Here is a 13,854-nt window from a genome sequence, read left to right as displayed (position 1 = left end):
GTGCTGCTCAACTGCCCCGGTAGGTCGAATAGCCGTAAGGCGAGATCAGCAGCGGCACGTGATAATGCTCGGCCGCCGAGGCGATGCCGAAGCGGATCGGGATGACATCCAGAAACAGCGTCGACGGCAGGGCGTCGCTGACACCGCGCAGATAGTCGCCGGCATGGAAGACGAGCTCATAGCTGCCCTCCTCCAAGGCCGCGCCTTCGAGCAGCGGACCGCCATCTACCCGGCCATCGGCGTTGGTGGTCACGGTTTTCAGGAGGATCGGATCTGGTCCCAGCCGGTACAGGTCGATCTTGAGGCCCGCGGCGGGCCGGCCTGCGGCGGTATCGAGAACGTGTGTGGTAAGGCGACCCATCTGCGGTCCATTTCCAATGCTTCTCACGCGTCCAGCCTGGACGAAGATAGAGAGATGCCTAAGGTTTGATCAAATGGATTTTTTGATCAACTGGTGCATCTTAATGCGGCAGGCGGCGACTGCAACGCAATCCTGCCGCCATCCCCCATCATCATGCTAGAACGCCTCCAATGTCCATGATACTGCCAGTTGGAGCACAGGGTGCTGCCAAAAAGGCATCAACTGGCAGAATGGCGAGGTGGGTCGTGATGGTCGCGGAGAGCAAAAGCGTCCTCTCGCCGGCAAGCTTGGCACGGCTGTTCCATACCCCGTCGCTGCTCTATTTCACGATGGTCGCGGAAACCCTGTCGATGCGCGAAACCGCGCGTCGATTGAATGTCGCGTCCTCAGCCGTCGCCCGCCAGATCGGCCATCTCGAGCAGACGCTCGGCATGCCGCTATTCAGCCGCGAGGCGCGGCGGCTGAAGCTGACCCCGGCCGGCGAGATCCTGTTCCGCCACACCAGGCAACTGACCGGCCCGCTCGAGGCGGCGGTGTCGCAACTGAGCCTGTTGGCCGGGCTCAAGACCGGAACGGTCCGGATCGCCACCGTCGAGAGCGTCGGCCTGACCATCCTGCCCAGCATTGTCGCCGATTTCAGCGCGCAGTATCCGAGCCTGCATGTCGATATCCGGATGGCGTCGGCGCAGGAGGCAATCGGCCTGGTGGTCGATTCCGAGGTCGATATCGGCTTTACCTTCCTGGCGGCCCAGCATCGCGGCATCGAGATCGCGATCCGCCGTGACCTGCCGATCGGCGCGGTGATGCGAGCCGATCATCCGCTCGCCGACGAGATGCGGCCAAGCTTCGCCACCTGCTTTTCGCACCCTTTCGCGGTGCCCCGGCAGGGCCTCTCGATCCGCGAGGTGATCGAACCTTTCCTGGACCAGGACGGGTCGCGGGGGGGTTCCTTCGTCGAGGTGAATTCGATCCGCATGCTGTTCGAACTGGCCAAGACCGGGCGCTATCTGTCCTTCATGACGCCGCTTGGCATCGAGCGGGAGTTGGCGTCGGGCGAAGTCGTGTTCCGGCCGATCGCCGACAAGGGCCTGCCGCTCAACCGCTTCGGCATGGTGATCCGCAAGGGCGGCGACCTGCGCTACGCCCCCGCCGCCTTCTTCAACCTCGCCAGCAGCCACTTTGCCGCGAGGGACGGACTGTATTGAGGGGTGTGGCATTCTCACCCGAGAACGGGGCAGACCGCGTTCCTGCAGGACAAGCCCCTCACCTCTCCCTGAGGGAGAGGTCGGAGCGAAGCTCGGGGAGAGGGTTTAGGGAACGATCCGGATGGAGCGCCGTCCCGTGGGAGCCGGACGTGTGAGGCCGTAAACCCTCACCCGTCGCACCGCGTGCGCCGACCTCTCCCTCAGGGAGAGGTGAAAGGCAGTTGATCGACCATGGGACGGCTTCTGAGGTGCTTCGCGCAAGCCAAGTCCTCGAAGGAGGCACCAAGGCGTCGCCCCGGCGAAGGCCGGGGCCCATAGCCACCGGCCAAGGCAATGGTGGCCGAGTCTGCTGGAATCCGGCCGGCGCGTATGGATCCCGGCCTCCGCCGGGATGACGGCGGAGGGAGGCACGGACGCATCAGCCCCGATGTCGACGCATCCAGTTGCTAGGCTCATGCCTTCGAGACAGTTCTGATCCCCCCTTACGGGATCAGTACCACCGAGCCCGTCGTCTGCCGGCCTTCGAGCGCGCGCTGCGCCTCGGCGGCGTCAGCCAGCTTGTAGGTCTGCGGCTCGGCGACCACCACCTTGCCCGAGAGGATGACGTCGAACAGGTCCTTCGCCGTCTTGACCAGCTCGCTGCGCTCGGCGATGTAGGCGCCCAGCGACGGTCGCGTGGCGTAGAGCGAACCCTTCTGGTTCAGAATGCCGATCGAGAACGGCGGCACCGCGCCCGACGCGTTGCCGAATGAGACCCAGGTGCCGCGACGCTTCAGGCAGTCGAGCGAGGCCGGGAACGTGTCCTTGCCGACCGAGTCGTAGACGACATCGACCTTGGCGCCGCCGGTGATCTCCCTGACGCGCTCGACGAAATCCTCGGTGCGGTAGTTGATGACGTGGTCGCAGCCGAGCCGGCGGGCGATCTCGGCCTTCTCGTCCGAGCCAACCGTGCCGATCACGGTGGCGCCGAGCGCCTTGGCCCATTGCGTAGCGATCTGGCCGACACCGCCGGCGGCCGCATGATAGAGGATCGTATGGCCGGGGCCGACCTTGAAGGTCTCGCGCAGCAAATAGCGTGCGGTCATGCCCTTCAGCATGGACGAGGCGGCGATCTCGTCGCTGATGCCATTCGGGACATGGATCAGGCGGGCCGCCGGCGAGAGGCGCGCCTCGGCATAGGAGCCCATCGGGTCGGCATAGCCGACGCGGTCGCCGATCTTGAACTCCGTGACGCCCTCGCCCACTGCCTCGACGACGCCGACGCCCTCGCTGCCGAGCACGAAGGGAAACGGTCCGGGCGCCGGATAGAGCCCGGTGCGGAAATAGGTGTCGACGAAGTTGAGCCCGATGGCGGTATGGCGGAGGCGGACCTGGCCGGCGCCCGGCGCGCCAACCTCGACCTTGTCAAAGGAGAGGACTTCCGGGCCGCCATGCGACTGAACCCGAATGGCGTGAACCTGGATCGTCTCGACCATGACAGTCTCCATTCTCTCTGCATGAAATTGACGGAGACCGGCATAGATCCGGTCTCCTTTGTCGAAGGCTACACCGACTCGGTAGCGGTGTCCCTGCCCGCGCCCTTGGCTGGCACCAGCGTGCTGCCGGGCTTGCGCGGCCGGACTTCGCCAGAAAGCCAGAGGCTCATGAGAGCTGCGAGCAGCAGCGTCGCCATGCCCAGCCGATAGCCGCCGAACTGGGCGACGAAGCCGACCATCGGCGGTCCGAGCAGGAAGCCCGAGAACGACAGCAGCGACAGGGCCGCGACGTTGACGGCGGGCGGCCCCTCCCGCGAGGCGGCCGCCGTCACGGCGAGCGGGAAGACGATCGAGACGCCGAAGCCGGTGGCGGCCGCGCCGACGATCACCATGAACGGGTCAACCGCGAAGACCATGACGACCAGCCCGGCGAGGGCGACAATGCAGCAGACCCGCGCCATCTGTACCGCGCCATAGCGCATGGAAAGCCAATCGCCAGCCAGACGGCCAAACGCCATGACGAGGCTGAAGGCGGTGAGTGCGTAGCCGGTCGTCGGCGGGGTGGAACCGAAAACGTCGCGGAGGTAGATGGCGCTCCAGTCGATGATACCGCCCTCGACCAGCAGCATGCCGAAGGCGAACAGGCAGAGCAGCACGATCTTGGGCGACGGCAGAACGAAATGCGACGTCTTGACCTTCGGCCCCGCGCTTTCCTCAGCCTGGATCTGCGGCAGGCGCGAAGCGAGCAGTTCGCCGATCACGAACACGCAGATGACCACAATGATCATGTGGATCTCGGGCGACACGCCGTAAGTGGCTGCGAGCGATCCGGTGATGCTGCCGCCCATCAAACCGAAGCTCCAGAACGCGTGGCAGCGCGACATGACGGTGCGGCCGATGGCGCGACCGATCCGGTCCGCCGTTACGTTGAGCGCAACCTCGAGCGGTCCCATGCCGAGGCCGACAAGAACGAGCGCGAAGAACAGCAGCGTCGGCGTGTTGGCGAAACCGGGCAGCAGCAACGGCGCCAGCAGCAGCGGGAAGCCGATCTGGATGGCGCGGCGCGGCCCCAGCCATTCGACCACCGCGCCGGAAAACGCCATCGATGTGACCAGGCCGATCGGTACGCCGAGCAGGCAGATCGCCAGCGTCGCCGGCTCCATTCCCAGCTTGTGCTGCACGTCCGGAATGCGGATCAGCCAGTTCGACATCGAGCTGGAATAAAAGAAGAACAGCGCCATGATGAGGCGTGCGGACGCGAAGGAAAGGCCCATTTCGGACTCGGTCAATGCTGGGGTGGTGGACGCAGTCGGAACCGCGTGGATGGATGCGCCATCCGGGCGAAACGCCCGCCAAATGGAGAAATTCCCTTGTACAGGGGCCCCAGCGCCCCTGCAACCGATTCTAGAACCGATTCAATCGGCCCCGCTTGTGCGGATTTCTCCGCTCAGGCCTGCTTCTTCTTGTTTCGTTGCGCCATCACGTTGAGCACTTCCACCAGCGTCGAGAACGCCATCGCCGCGTAGAGATAATTGCGCGGGATGTGGAAGCCGATGCCGTCGGCAATCAGCGCCGCGCCGATCATCAGCAGGAAGGCCAGGGCCAGCATCTTGGTGGTCGGATGATGCTCGATGAAGTGCGAGATCGGGCCGGAAGCGATGTACATGACGATCATCGCCACGATGACGGCGGCGATCATGATCTCGAGATGCTCGGCCATGCCGATCGCGGTGATGATCGAGTCGACCGAGAAGACGATGTCGATGACGATGATCTGCGAGACGACCGCGGCAAAGCCGGCCGTGATCGGACCGGACACGCCATCCCCCTCGCCTTCAACGCTCTTATGGATCTCGTGCGTCGCCTTGTAGACAAGGAACAGGCCGCCAGCGAGCAGGATCAGGTCGCGCCACGAGAAGGGGTGGTCGAACAGGGTGAAGACAGGCTGGGTCAGGCCGACGAGGTACGCCAGCACCATCAGCAGCAGGATGCGGAACACGAGTGCCAGCCCGAGGCCGATCTGGCGGGCGCGCTTGGCCTGCTCTGCCGGCAAGCGCGCGACGAGAACCGAGATGAAGACGATGTTGTCGATGCCCAGAACGATTTCCATGACGGAAAGCGTCAGGAAGCTCGCCCAGGCGGCGGGTTGAAACAGAAGGTCTACGTTCATGGAGCGCGACGCCTCGTCTACGTTCGGGGGGGCAGTCTGAAACGCGTGGCCTGAAGCACCGCGCCAATAAAGGTCAGATAGATCGTCGTCAGTCCCAGGCCAGCCAGCACATACTGATTCGGACGGAGTTCGGCGAATACGGCCAGTAGCGAGAAGATCGACCAGGCCAGCGTCACGGCGAGCGTCAGCGGGCGCAGTCGCTGCACGCGCACCGGATGCACGAACTCGACCGGAGAGAAGGTGAGTGCTGCCAGCGCGACGATGACAATGGCGGAAAAGATCGGCGACGGCGAAAATACCATCAGCACGAACACGACCATGTTCCAGACTGCCGGAAAGCCGCGGAAGCCATATTCGCGCGTCTTCATCCGCGTATCGGCGAAATAGAGCGCGCCGATGACGGCGACGAGAATGCCGGCCGGCGTCGCCAATCCAGGCGGCATCAGGTCTGAACGCGCCAGGATCAGCGCCGGAATGAACACGTAGGTCGTGTAGTCGATCACCATGTCGAGGATGGCGCCGTCAAACCACGGCACGCGCTCGCCGACCCGGAAGCCGCGCGCCAGCGGACCGTCGACTCCATCGACGAAAAGGGCCGCGCCCAGCCAGATGAAGGTTTCCATCCAGGCGCCGCGCATGACAGCCAGCGCCGCGAGCATCGCGAAGCCAGCACCGCTCGCCGTAAGAAGATGAACGGCCCAAGTCTTCGTCGTCGGCATGAGGCTCCCCTGCTGAATCGTCGCCGGCACAGGCCGTATGGTTGTGCGGCGTCATTCAGCGCCTTTGGCTACATGTTCTGTCGATACGTGCAGAACGGCTCAGTGGCAATAGCCTCTGCGGCGTCGTGACCTGCGACATTCGACAGGATTGCTCCGTCGATGCGCCTCGCCCACCATGCGGTTGTTGCAGGAGTACCGCATGATCGGCTTTTCGCCCGTGTCCGCGATAATCGGAGGCGCCTTGATCGGGGCCGCCGCCGGCTTGTTATGGATCGTCAATGGCCGCATCGCCGGCATATCGTCGATCTTCGGATCGGCGCTGTCGCCCCGGTTCGACGATACCCTCTGGCGGCTGCTGTTCCTGGTCGGCCTGCCCCTCGGGGCGGTGATCGGCGTCATGGTTGCGCCGCGCTTGATTTCCGATGCTTCGGCCGCCCTGCCTGATCTCGCCCTCGGGCGCTTCGATCTGGCGGTCTCCGGTCTCCTGGTCGGCGTCGGCACGGCGCTGGCGCGGGGTTGCACGTCCGGTCACGGCGTCTGCGGCCTCGCCCGCCTTTCCGTGCGCTCCATCGTCGCCGTGCTTGTCTTCATGCTCGCAGCCGTCATCACGGTTTTCATCGCGAGGCACGGGCTTTGAGCGCGTCGCTTCCTTCGTTTCGTTTCTACGTCGGCGCTGCAGCGTCGGGCCTGCTGTTCGGCCTGGGCTTGGCGATCTCGGGCATGATCTATCCAGCCAAGGTGAAGGCGTTCCTCGATATCGGTGCCATCGGCAGCGGCGGCTGGGACCCGAGCCTCGCCTTTGTGCTCGCAGCGGCGGTATTGGTCAGCATGGCGGGCTTGCGCATCGCGCACCGCCATCGACATCCCCTCGCCGCCCCCACCTTCTCGTCGCCGGCCTCGCGGCGCGTCGATGTTCCGCTGGTACTAGGCTCGATCGTATTCGGCATCGGCTGGGGAATCTCCGGCTTGTGCCCGGGACCGGCCATCGCCAATATCGCATTCGCGCTGCCCGACATTCTGATCTTCCTCGTCGCGATGGCGGTGGGTTCCCTGGCCGTCCGGCTGATCCGCGACCGCCAGAACCCAGGCGATGAAAGAACGCAGGCTCAACCATGACCGATCGTATCAGCGATGTTGCCGTTGTCGGCGCCGGCCCGGCTGGGCTGGTTGCTGCCATTCTGGCGCGCAGCCATGGTGCCTCCGTCACGCTGATCGCGCCAAAGGCGCCGCCGCGCGACGAGCGCACGGTCGCCATGCTGGGCGCCTCGGTCGATATCCTCAAGGAGACCGGCGTCTGGTCATCGATCGAAGCGAAGGCCGCGCCGCTGCGCACGATGCGAATCGTCGATGCGACCCGCCGGCTGATCCGCGCGCCGCTGGTCGAGTTCCACGCCCATGAAGTCGAGCGCGAGGCGTTCGGCTACAACATCCCGAACGCGGTGCTGATCGCGGCCCTTGATGAGGCGGCTGACAAGGCCGGTATCGAGCGGGTCACGGGATTCGCCTCCGAAGTTCTGCCGGATGACGACGCGGTCACTGTCGTAACGGTCGATGGGGCGTCTGTGCGGTCCAAGTTGCTCGGCGCCGCCGACGGACGCCGCTCGAAGGCTCGTGATGCCGCCGGCCTTGCCGTGCGCAGCTGGTCCTATCCGCAGGCCGCGCTCGTCGCCAACATCAGCCACAGCCTGCCGCATGACGACGTCTCGACCGAGTTTCACACCGAGACCGGTCCCTTCACCATCGTTCCCATGCCGGGCCTGCGTTCAGCCATCGTCTGCGTCGAAAGCCCGGCCGAAGCGGAACGGCTGTCGAAGCTGGACGACGAGGCGTTGGCGGCCGAGTTCGAACGCCGCTCCCGCTCCATCGTCGGCAAGATCAAGATTGTCGGCAGCCGTCAGGTGTTTCCCCTGTCCGGCCAGACCGCCCGTCATTTCGCCGCGCGGCGCATCGCACTGCTGGGCGAAGCGGCCCATGTTTTCCCGCCGATTGGCGCGCAGGGGCTCAATCTCGGCCTGCGCGACGCCGCGGCCTTCGCCGCCGTCGTCCGCGATCATCGTGACGATCCCGGCGGGGCCGAGGCGATGGCAGCCTATGACCGCGCCCGCAGCGGCGATATTCTATCGAGGACGACGGCTGTCGATGCGCTGAACCGCACCTTGCTGACGGACTTCCTGCCCGTCCAGGCGCTGCGCGGAATCGGCCTCTTCGCGATCGACAGATTGCCGTCCCTGAAGCGGCTGGTCATGCGCCAGGGGCTGACGCCGCACCTCTGATCCGCTCGATGCCGGAGCGCGAAATTCGTCGTAGAGGTTGACGTGGCCGGAGCATCGTGGCTTCTGGCCAGCCCGTGATAAATGGACAACCGATGGTTCAGCCGCGCACCGCCAAATTCCAGATCGGACAGATCGTCCGCCATCGGAACTTCCCGTTCCGCGGCGTGGTTTTCGATGTCGATCCGGTCTTTTCCAACACCGAAGAATGGTGGGACGCGATCCCGGCGGACGCCCGTCCGTCGCGCGATCAGCCATTTTATCATCTGCTCGCCGAAAACGCCGATACCGAATACGTCGCCTATGTTTCGGAACAGAACCTGGTCCTCGACGATTCCGAGGAGCCGTTGCGCCATCCGCAGATCCGCGACCACTTCTCCGAACGGCGCGGCCACGTCTATGTCTCGCGCAATGGCGGCGGCCTGAACTAGTCCCCGCAGACAATCACCTGCACGCCGGCCCGCTCCAGCGCCGCCGCCAGATCCGGCGGCGGAAGGCTGTCGGTGACAAGGCACGCGATCTCGTCCAGCCCGACGATATTGGCGAACGCCGTGATGCCGAACTTGCTCTGATCCGCCACGACGATCGTGCGGGATGCCACGCCGATCATGCCGGCAGTGTGCGCTGCTTCGTCCAGCTTGGTCATCGAGATGCCGGAAGCGGAGACGCCGGAACAACCGATCACGGCCGTGTCGACATGGATGCCGGCCACCGCAGCAAAGCCAATGGCGCCGATCGTTACCTGATAGTTCGGCCAGTAGGATCCGCCCAGAATGTGGATCGACTGGATGCTGCCCTCCGGCACGACGGCCGGCAGGCGCAGGTTGTTGGTGACGATGGTGAGGTTTCGCCGCCCGCCCAGCGCCGCCGCAAAAAAGCAGATCGTCGAGCCGCCATTCAGGATCAGCGTTTCGTCATCCCGGATCAGGTTCGCCGCCTCCTGACCGATCCGGCGCTTCGCCTCGACATGCTCGTCCATGCGCAGGCCCATGGTCGTATCGACCCGGACCAGACGATCCTTCGTGACCGCGCCGCCATGGGTGCGCACGAGCAGGCCCCGCCGCTCCAGCAGGTCGAGATCGCGCCTGACGGTGTCGCGCGAGACCTCCAGAAGGGTGACCAGTTCCGCCACCGTCGCCTGGCTGCGATCCTGCAGATAATGCAGCAGCCGGCTGTGCCGAAGCGCAGGAAGGGCGCCGCTGCCAGTTTCGGAGTCGGTCGGGCCAGGTGGGGGCGTTTCGTCGATGGTCATGCCGCCCCCTTGAGCACGAGGCTGGCAGCCCCGACAAGGCCGGCATTGCGGCCAAGTGCTGCTGCCACCACCGGAACATCGCGAAAGGCCGACATGGCCCGTTCGCGGATCGTCTGCTTGATCGTCTCGTGCATCAGCGGCAGCAGACTTCCGACGCCGCCACCAAGGATCAACCGCTCGGGCGAATAGAGGTGCAGCAGATTGGTCAGGCCGATACCGAGCCAGCGCGCTTCGTCATCGAGCAGTTTCAGGGCAGGTACATCGCCCTTCTGCGCGGCCTCGGCAACGTGGCGCCCCGTGACGGGACGGCCGCCAGCGAGCCGCGCCATCTCGGGCGCGTCGCCGGACGCCACGAGCCGGGCGGCTTCGCGAGCCAGCGCCGTGCCAGAAGCAAAAGCCTCCCAGCAACCGACACCGCCGCAGGCGCACCGTTCTGGACGTTCGGAAATCGTCATGTGGCCAATTTCACCGGCAAGCCCACGCCGGCCATGCAGCAGGTGGCCATCGACAATGACGCCGCCGCCGAGGCCGGTCGAGACGGTGATGAACACCATCGACTGCGTCCCCTGGCCAGCACCGAAGCGCCACTCGCCAAGCGCCGCCGCATTGGCGTCATTTTCCAGCTTGACCTGAACGCCGAGGCGCTCGGAAAGGATCGCCGCCAGCGGAACGTCCCGCCAGCCTTGCAGCGTTGGCGCGTCGACAACGACGCCGGCATCGGGGTCGAGCGGCCCCGGTGCGCCAATGCCAAGACCGACGATGCTGGCCCCAGGCGTTTCCGCCCGCACCTGGCCGATCAACGCTTCCATCTGGGCGATGACAGCCTGCGGCCCGCCCAGCGCGTCGGTCGGCGTCGCGGCGAAGGCGGCGACGCGGCCCATTGCCTCGACGACGGCAGCGCGCAGTTCCGTCCCGCCGAGATCGATGGCGAGCGCCGCGCGCGTCATGCCGCCTCGCCGGGAGCCGGAAGTGCGTGCAGCCAGGCCATGCGTCCGGCCAGATCGGGATCGCCAAAGGCGAGCGAGCCGAGCACGACGGTCTCGGCACTCGCGGCACGCAAGCGCGGTACGGTGTTTTCGCGGATGCCGCCATCAGCGGCCAGCCGGACGGCGTCTTCCAGACCGGCTTCCTTCAACATGGCGCGGACGGCCTCAAGGCGCGGGCAGGCCTCATCCGAGAGCCCCTGCCCCTTCACGCCGATTGCCGTACCGAGCAATGTGACGAATGCCAGCCTTGGCAGCCACGGCCTGACTGTTTCAACCGGCGTCTCGAGCCGGAGCACCATGCCGGCCTCGACGCCCAGATCGACGATCAGCGCCAACGCTTCCTCGGCCACGGCGGCATTCTCGACATGAATCGAGATCAGGTCAGCACCGGCCTCGGCGAACTGGCGGATCTGGTTCAGCAGGATGTCGTCCTGAACCATCAGATGCACATGCAGCGGCTTGCTGGTCAGGCCACGAATGCGAGCGACGAGATCCGGGAAGAACAGTAGAGCCGGGGCGAAATGCCCGTCTGCGACGTCGATATGATGAAGATCGACATGCGCATCAATCCGCGCGATATCGCGCTCGAAATTGCAGAGATCGGCCGACCACAGCGAGAATTCGCCAAGCAGTCGGTTGCGCGGCAGGGCTTTGAGCCAACCGGCGGCAGGCTTGTTCGAGGTCGTCATGCGGTCTTCTCCTGAATCGGATGCAGGGCGCGCAGGAAGTCGTGCAGCGCGCTACGAAACTCGGAAACATGGCGCGTTTTGTCGGTCGCCTTCGGGGCGATCTCGACCATGCGCGCGTCCGGAATGGTGGCGGCAAGTTGCTGCGCATAGGCGAGCGGATGGGCGTGATCGACGCCATGGCCGATCACCAGCGTCGGCACATCCAGAGCAGCCGCCTGCGCCATGGTCACGCCCGGTCCGTCATGGGCGATGTCGGACAGGAGGTCCGCCGTCAGCTCCGCGTTCGGTCGATCGATGAATTTCAGCAGCGAAGCCAGATTGTCCCGTGCGTCGCGGCGAAGTTGCGCGGCGATAGGCAGTGCTTCGAAGGCAGCACCCGCCTCCTCGCGCGGATACAGCCGCAGGACTTCCGCCACCTTGGCATAGGGACGCATGTTCTCCGGTGCCGGATCGAACAGCCAGGCGGGGCGTGCCAGCACGAGGCCGGCGACACGCTCGGGATGATGATGCGCGATGTGCAGCGCGATCGCCGCTCCCATCGAGATCCCCCCCATGACAAAGCGCTCGATCCCGCGTGCGTCGCAAACAGCCAGAATGTCGTTGGCAAACATGGCAATCGAGAACGGCCGGACATTACCGGGCGTCGAATGGCCCTGTGCCCGGCATTCGACCGTCAGCCGGCGATAGTCTGGGCCATCCGGGAAATTCTCCACGACCTGCCCGTTGTCACCGCCAAGCCCGTGCTGGAACACGACGGGGCAACCATCGACGCTGTCGAACACGCTGAGTTCGGCGTCATCTCGCCGGAAGGTCGAGCGGGTCATGAGTGAAGCACGCCGGAGAGGAACCTGGCGACGCCGGGTGCTTCGTCTGCTGTCAGGCCATGCGTGACGACAGGACCGTCGAAGCCTGTCGTCTTGAGCCGAGCCAGGAAGTCCTTGAAGTCGACGACACCGGTTCCGGCAGAAGCAAAGCTGCCGTCCAAATTGCGGTCCTTGGCATGCGCCATCGCAATGCGCCCGGCGAGAAGCTCTACGGCCTGTGCCACAATGCTGCGCGCGGCATCTCGGTCGGCGATTTCAAACAAATTGGCAGGATCAAGCACGAAGCGGATCCGGCCCGAGCCGATAGCCTCGACCAGGCGACGACCGTCCTCGGCCGAGGTGACGACATTCGCCTGCTCGGGCTCGATGCCGAGATCGACTCCGGCTGCCTCTGCAAGATCCACCGCCTTGGTCATCTCGGTCAGCATGTCGGCCCAGGCCTCCGGCGTCGCGTTGTCGGGATGGTGCGCCCATTGGTCGACGGGATCGCGCGTGCCGGTGCAGAGCGTCACCAGCGGTATGCCAAGTTGTCTCGCCGCATCGAGCATGACGCCGAGCCGGCGCATCCCCTCGTCGCGAACAGCGACGTCAGGATGGATCATGTTGTAGGTACCGGACAGCGCGACCAGCTCGACTCCGGTCGCGGCGACGGCCTGTCGGATCGCCTCGATCGTCTCGGCCGGGATTTCATCCGGCATGGCCGGCAATCCGGCGCAGGCCATGTTGAACTGCGCGGTTGGATAGCCGGCGGCCTTGACCGCGCTCAGCACGGTTAACGGATCGTTACCAGAAAACGTCTTCGCGAAGATGCCGAGACGCATCAGACCGCCCCCTGCATGTCGGTGACGCTGACCGCCTTGCCGGTGCGCGCCGACTCGGCAATCGCCGCCATCACACGGACAGAAGCGAGCCCGTCGTCGATGTTGGCGCCGCGCTGCGGCACACCGTTGAGAATGGTGTCAGCAAAACCTTCGAGCTGACGGCGGAAGAAATGGCCGTCGGCGCCAAGCGGGCGATGATAGGTCGCGTCCTTCTCGGAGAAGATCTCGACATCGCTCGATTTGAAATACCAGGGATTGTAGGTCTTCGCGACGATACTGCCGTTTTCGCCGTAGAGCTGGAAGCCCTCGAACCAGTCCATTCGGACGGCGACCGTCAGGTCGAGATGACCGAGCACGCCATTGGCGAAGCCCGTCTCGACGAACCAGCTATAGGCGCCGAAACGCTCCAGCAGGCGCGCCCGGACCTCGGTGATCTCGCCGCAGAGAAAACGTGCCGTATCAACAAGATGGCTGCCATGCGCCAGCATGAAATAGCGCCTCAGATCCGCCTTCGGATCGCCGCTGGGCTTCTTCGCCAGCTTGCTCGTGATCGGCAAGGGCTGGACGGCGTCAGTCATCGTGTAGCGATGTGTGCTGTCGCAATACCAAGCCTTTAGCGACAGCATCTGACCCATCTCGGTCTGGATGAACTTTTCAGCCGCCTCCAGGCCGGGGTCGAAGCGCTTCATATGGCCGACCTGCAGGGTCTGCCCGGTCCGCTCCACGACTTTCTTCAGCGCCTCGACTTCCTCGACCGAGGTGCCGAGCGGCTTTTCGCACAGCACATGCTTGCCGGCTTCCAACGCCCGGATCGCCATCGGCACATGATAAGCGTCTGAAATCGCGACGATTACGGCCTCAACCTCCGGATCGGCCAGCATCGCGTCATAGTCGGCATAGGCCTTGGTTGGCTCATAGGTCGCCGCCATTCGCGCCAACAGATCGGGCGCCGCATCGCAGATTGCATAGAGATCAGCGTTGCGCGCTTTCACCGAGGATTCGAGATGGGCGAATTGCGCGATCGGGCCACAGCCGAGTACGCCAACCCGCAGCCTGCGCGCTTCCTTCTTGATCATGGAATG

The 13,854-nt window shown here is 65.0% G+C and carries 16 protein-coding genes; 5 read left to right on the top strand and 11 right to left on the bottom strand.

Annotation, left to right across the window (positions count from 1 at the left end; genetic code table 11):
* Positions 1-7: 7 nt before the first annotated feature.
* Complete coding sequence (gene uraH, locus OSH12_RS04930) at positions 8-361, bottom strand: hydroxyisourate hydrolase (protein ID WP_266342360.1); 354 nt, start codon at positions 359-361, stop codon at positions 8-10.
* Between the two features lie 248 nt (positions 362-609).
* Between uraH and OSH12_RS04925 the strand changes: the two genes are divergently transcribed.
* Positions 610-1,566, top strand: coding sequence for a LysR family transcriptional regulator (locus tag OSH12_RS04925; RefSeq protein ID WP_266342359.1), 957 nt, complete (start codon positions 610-612; stop codon positions 1,564-1,566).
* Between the two features lie 482 nt (positions 1,567-2,048).
* Here OSH12_RS04925 and OSH12_RS04920 read toward each other — a convergent pair whose 3' ends face one another.
* The 4 genes from OSH12_RS04920 to OSH12_RS04905 all read right to left on the bottom strand — a co-directional run bounded on the left by OSH12_RS04920 (position 2,049) and on the right by OSH12_RS04905 (position 5,930).
* Positions 2,049-3,041, bottom strand: coding sequence for a quinone oxidoreductase family protein (locus OSH12_RS04920; protein WP_266342358.1), 993 nt, complete (start codon positions 3,039-3,041; stop codon positions 2,049-2,051).
* A 68-nt stretch (positions 3,042-3,109) separates the two neighbouring features.
* The gene (locus tag OSH12_RS04915) at positions 3,110-4,315 is read right to left on the bottom strand and encodes an MFS transporter (RefSeq protein ID WP_266342357.1); all 1,206 of its coding nucleotides are present in this window, start codon (positions 4,313-4,315) and stop codon (positions 3,110-3,112) included.
* A gap of 173 nt (positions 4,316-4,488) precedes the next feature.
* Positions 4,489-5,211 carry a TerC family protein gene (locus OSH12_RS04910; RefSeq protein WP_266342356.1) on the bottom strand — a complete coding sequence of 241 codons (723 nt, stop codon included), beginning with the start codon at positions 5,209-5,211 and terminating at the stop codon, positions 4,489-4,491.
* A gap of 17 nt (positions 5,212-5,228) precedes the next feature.
* Positions 5,229-5,930, bottom strand: a complete 702-nt coding sequence (locus tag OSH12_RS04905) for a CDP-alcohol phosphatidyltransferase family protein (RefSeq protein WP_266342355.1) — start codon at positions 5,928-5,930, stop codon at positions 5,229-5,231.
* Between the two features lie 199 nt (positions 5,931-6,129).
* Between OSH12_RS04905 and OSH12_RS04900 the strand changes: the two genes are divergently transcribed.
* The 4 genes from OSH12_RS04900 to hspQ all read left to right on the top strand — a co-directional run bounded on the left by OSH12_RS04900 (position 6,130) and on the right by hspQ (position 8,631).
* Positions 6,130-6,567, top strand: a complete 438-nt coding sequence (locus OSH12_RS04900) for a YeeE/YedE family protein (RefSeq protein WP_266342354.1) — start codon at positions 6,130-6,132, stop codon at positions 6,565-6,567.
* A complete protein-coding gene (locus OSH12_RS04895; protein ID WP_266342353.1) occupies positions 6,564-7,046 on the top strand; it encodes a DUF6691 family protein in 483 nt (160 codons plus the stop codon). The genes OSH12_RS04900 and OSH12_RS04895 overlap by 4 nt, the downstream gene beginning before the upstream one ends.
* Positions 7,043-8,203: a UbiH/UbiF family hydroxylase gene (locus tag OSH12_RS04890; RefSeq protein ID WP_266342352.1), complete on the top strand. Its 1,161-nt coding sequence runs from the start codon at positions 7,043-7,045 to the stop codon at positions 8,201-8,203. Before OSH12_RS04895 ends, OSH12_RS04890 begins: the two co-directional genes overlap by 4 nt.
* Before the next feature lie 92 nt (positions 8,204-8,295).
* Complete coding sequence (gene hspQ, locus OSH12_RS04885) at positions 8,296-8,631, top strand: heat shock protein HspQ (protein ID WP_266342351.1); 336 nt, start codon at positions 8,296-8,298, stop codon at positions 8,629-8,631.
* On the opposite strand, the gene OSH12_RS04880 is transcribed toward hspQ, so the two are convergent.
* From OSH12_RS04880 to OSH12_RS04855, 6 genes are read right to left on the bottom strand one after another with little or no spacing between them, the layout of a single operon-like run.
* Positions 8,628-9,452, bottom strand: coding sequence for a DeoR/GlpR family DNA-binding transcription regulator (locus OSH12_RS04880; RefSeq protein ID WP_266342350.1), 825 nt, complete (start codon positions 9,450-9,452; stop codon positions 8,628-8,630). The genes hspQ and OSH12_RS04880 overlap by 4 nt on opposite strands.
* Positions 9,449-10,399 carry an ROK family protein gene (locus OSH12_RS04875; RefSeq protein ID WP_266342349.1) on the bottom strand — a complete coding sequence of 317 codons (951 nt, stop codon included), beginning with the start codon at positions 10,397-10,399 and terminating at the stop codon, positions 9,449-9,451. The genes OSH12_RS04880 and OSH12_RS04875 overlap by 4 nt, the downstream gene beginning before the upstream one ends.
* On the bottom strand, positions 10,396-11,127 hold the full coding sequence (locus OSH12_RS04870; protein ID WP_266342348.1) for a ribulose-phosphate 3-epimerase: 732 nt from the start codon (positions 11,125-11,127) through the stop codon (positions 10,396-10,398). The genes OSH12_RS04875 and OSH12_RS04870 overlap by 4 nt, the downstream gene beginning before the upstream one ends.
* On the bottom strand, positions 11,124-11,951 hold the full coding sequence (locus OSH12_RS04865; RefSeq protein ID WP_266342347.1) for an alpha/beta fold hydrolase: 828 nt from the start codon (positions 11,949-11,951) through the stop codon (positions 11,124-11,126). Before OSH12_RS04865 ends, OSH12_RS04870 begins: the two co-directional genes overlap by 4 nt.
* Positions 11,948-12,772: a sugar phosphate isomerase/epimerase family protein gene (locus OSH12_RS04860; RefSeq protein WP_266342346.1), complete on the bottom strand. Its 825-nt coding sequence runs from the start codon at positions 12,770-12,772 to the stop codon at positions 11,948-11,950. The genes OSH12_RS04865 and OSH12_RS04860 overlap by 4 nt, the downstream gene beginning before the upstream one ends.
* On the bottom strand, positions 12,772-13,848 hold the full coding sequence (locus OSH12_RS04855) for a Gfo/Idh/MocA family protein (protein WP_266342345.1): 1,077 nt from the start codon (positions 13,846-13,848) through the stop codon (positions 12,772-12,774). Before OSH12_RS04855 ends, OSH12_RS04860 begins: the two co-directional genes overlap by 1 nt.
* Between the last annotated feature and the right edge of the window lie 6 nt (positions 13,849-13,854).

Origin of the sequence: Kaistia terrae (genome assembly GCF_026344005.1) — a bacterium.
In the GTDB taxonomy this organism is placed as follows: domain Bacteria; phylum Pseudomonadota; class Alphaproteobacteria; order Rhizobiales; family Kaistiaceae; genus Kaistia; species Kaistia terrae.
The sequence above is the reverse complement of the archived record's forward strand: the minus strand, read 5'-3'. Positions and strand labels throughout refer to the sequence as shown.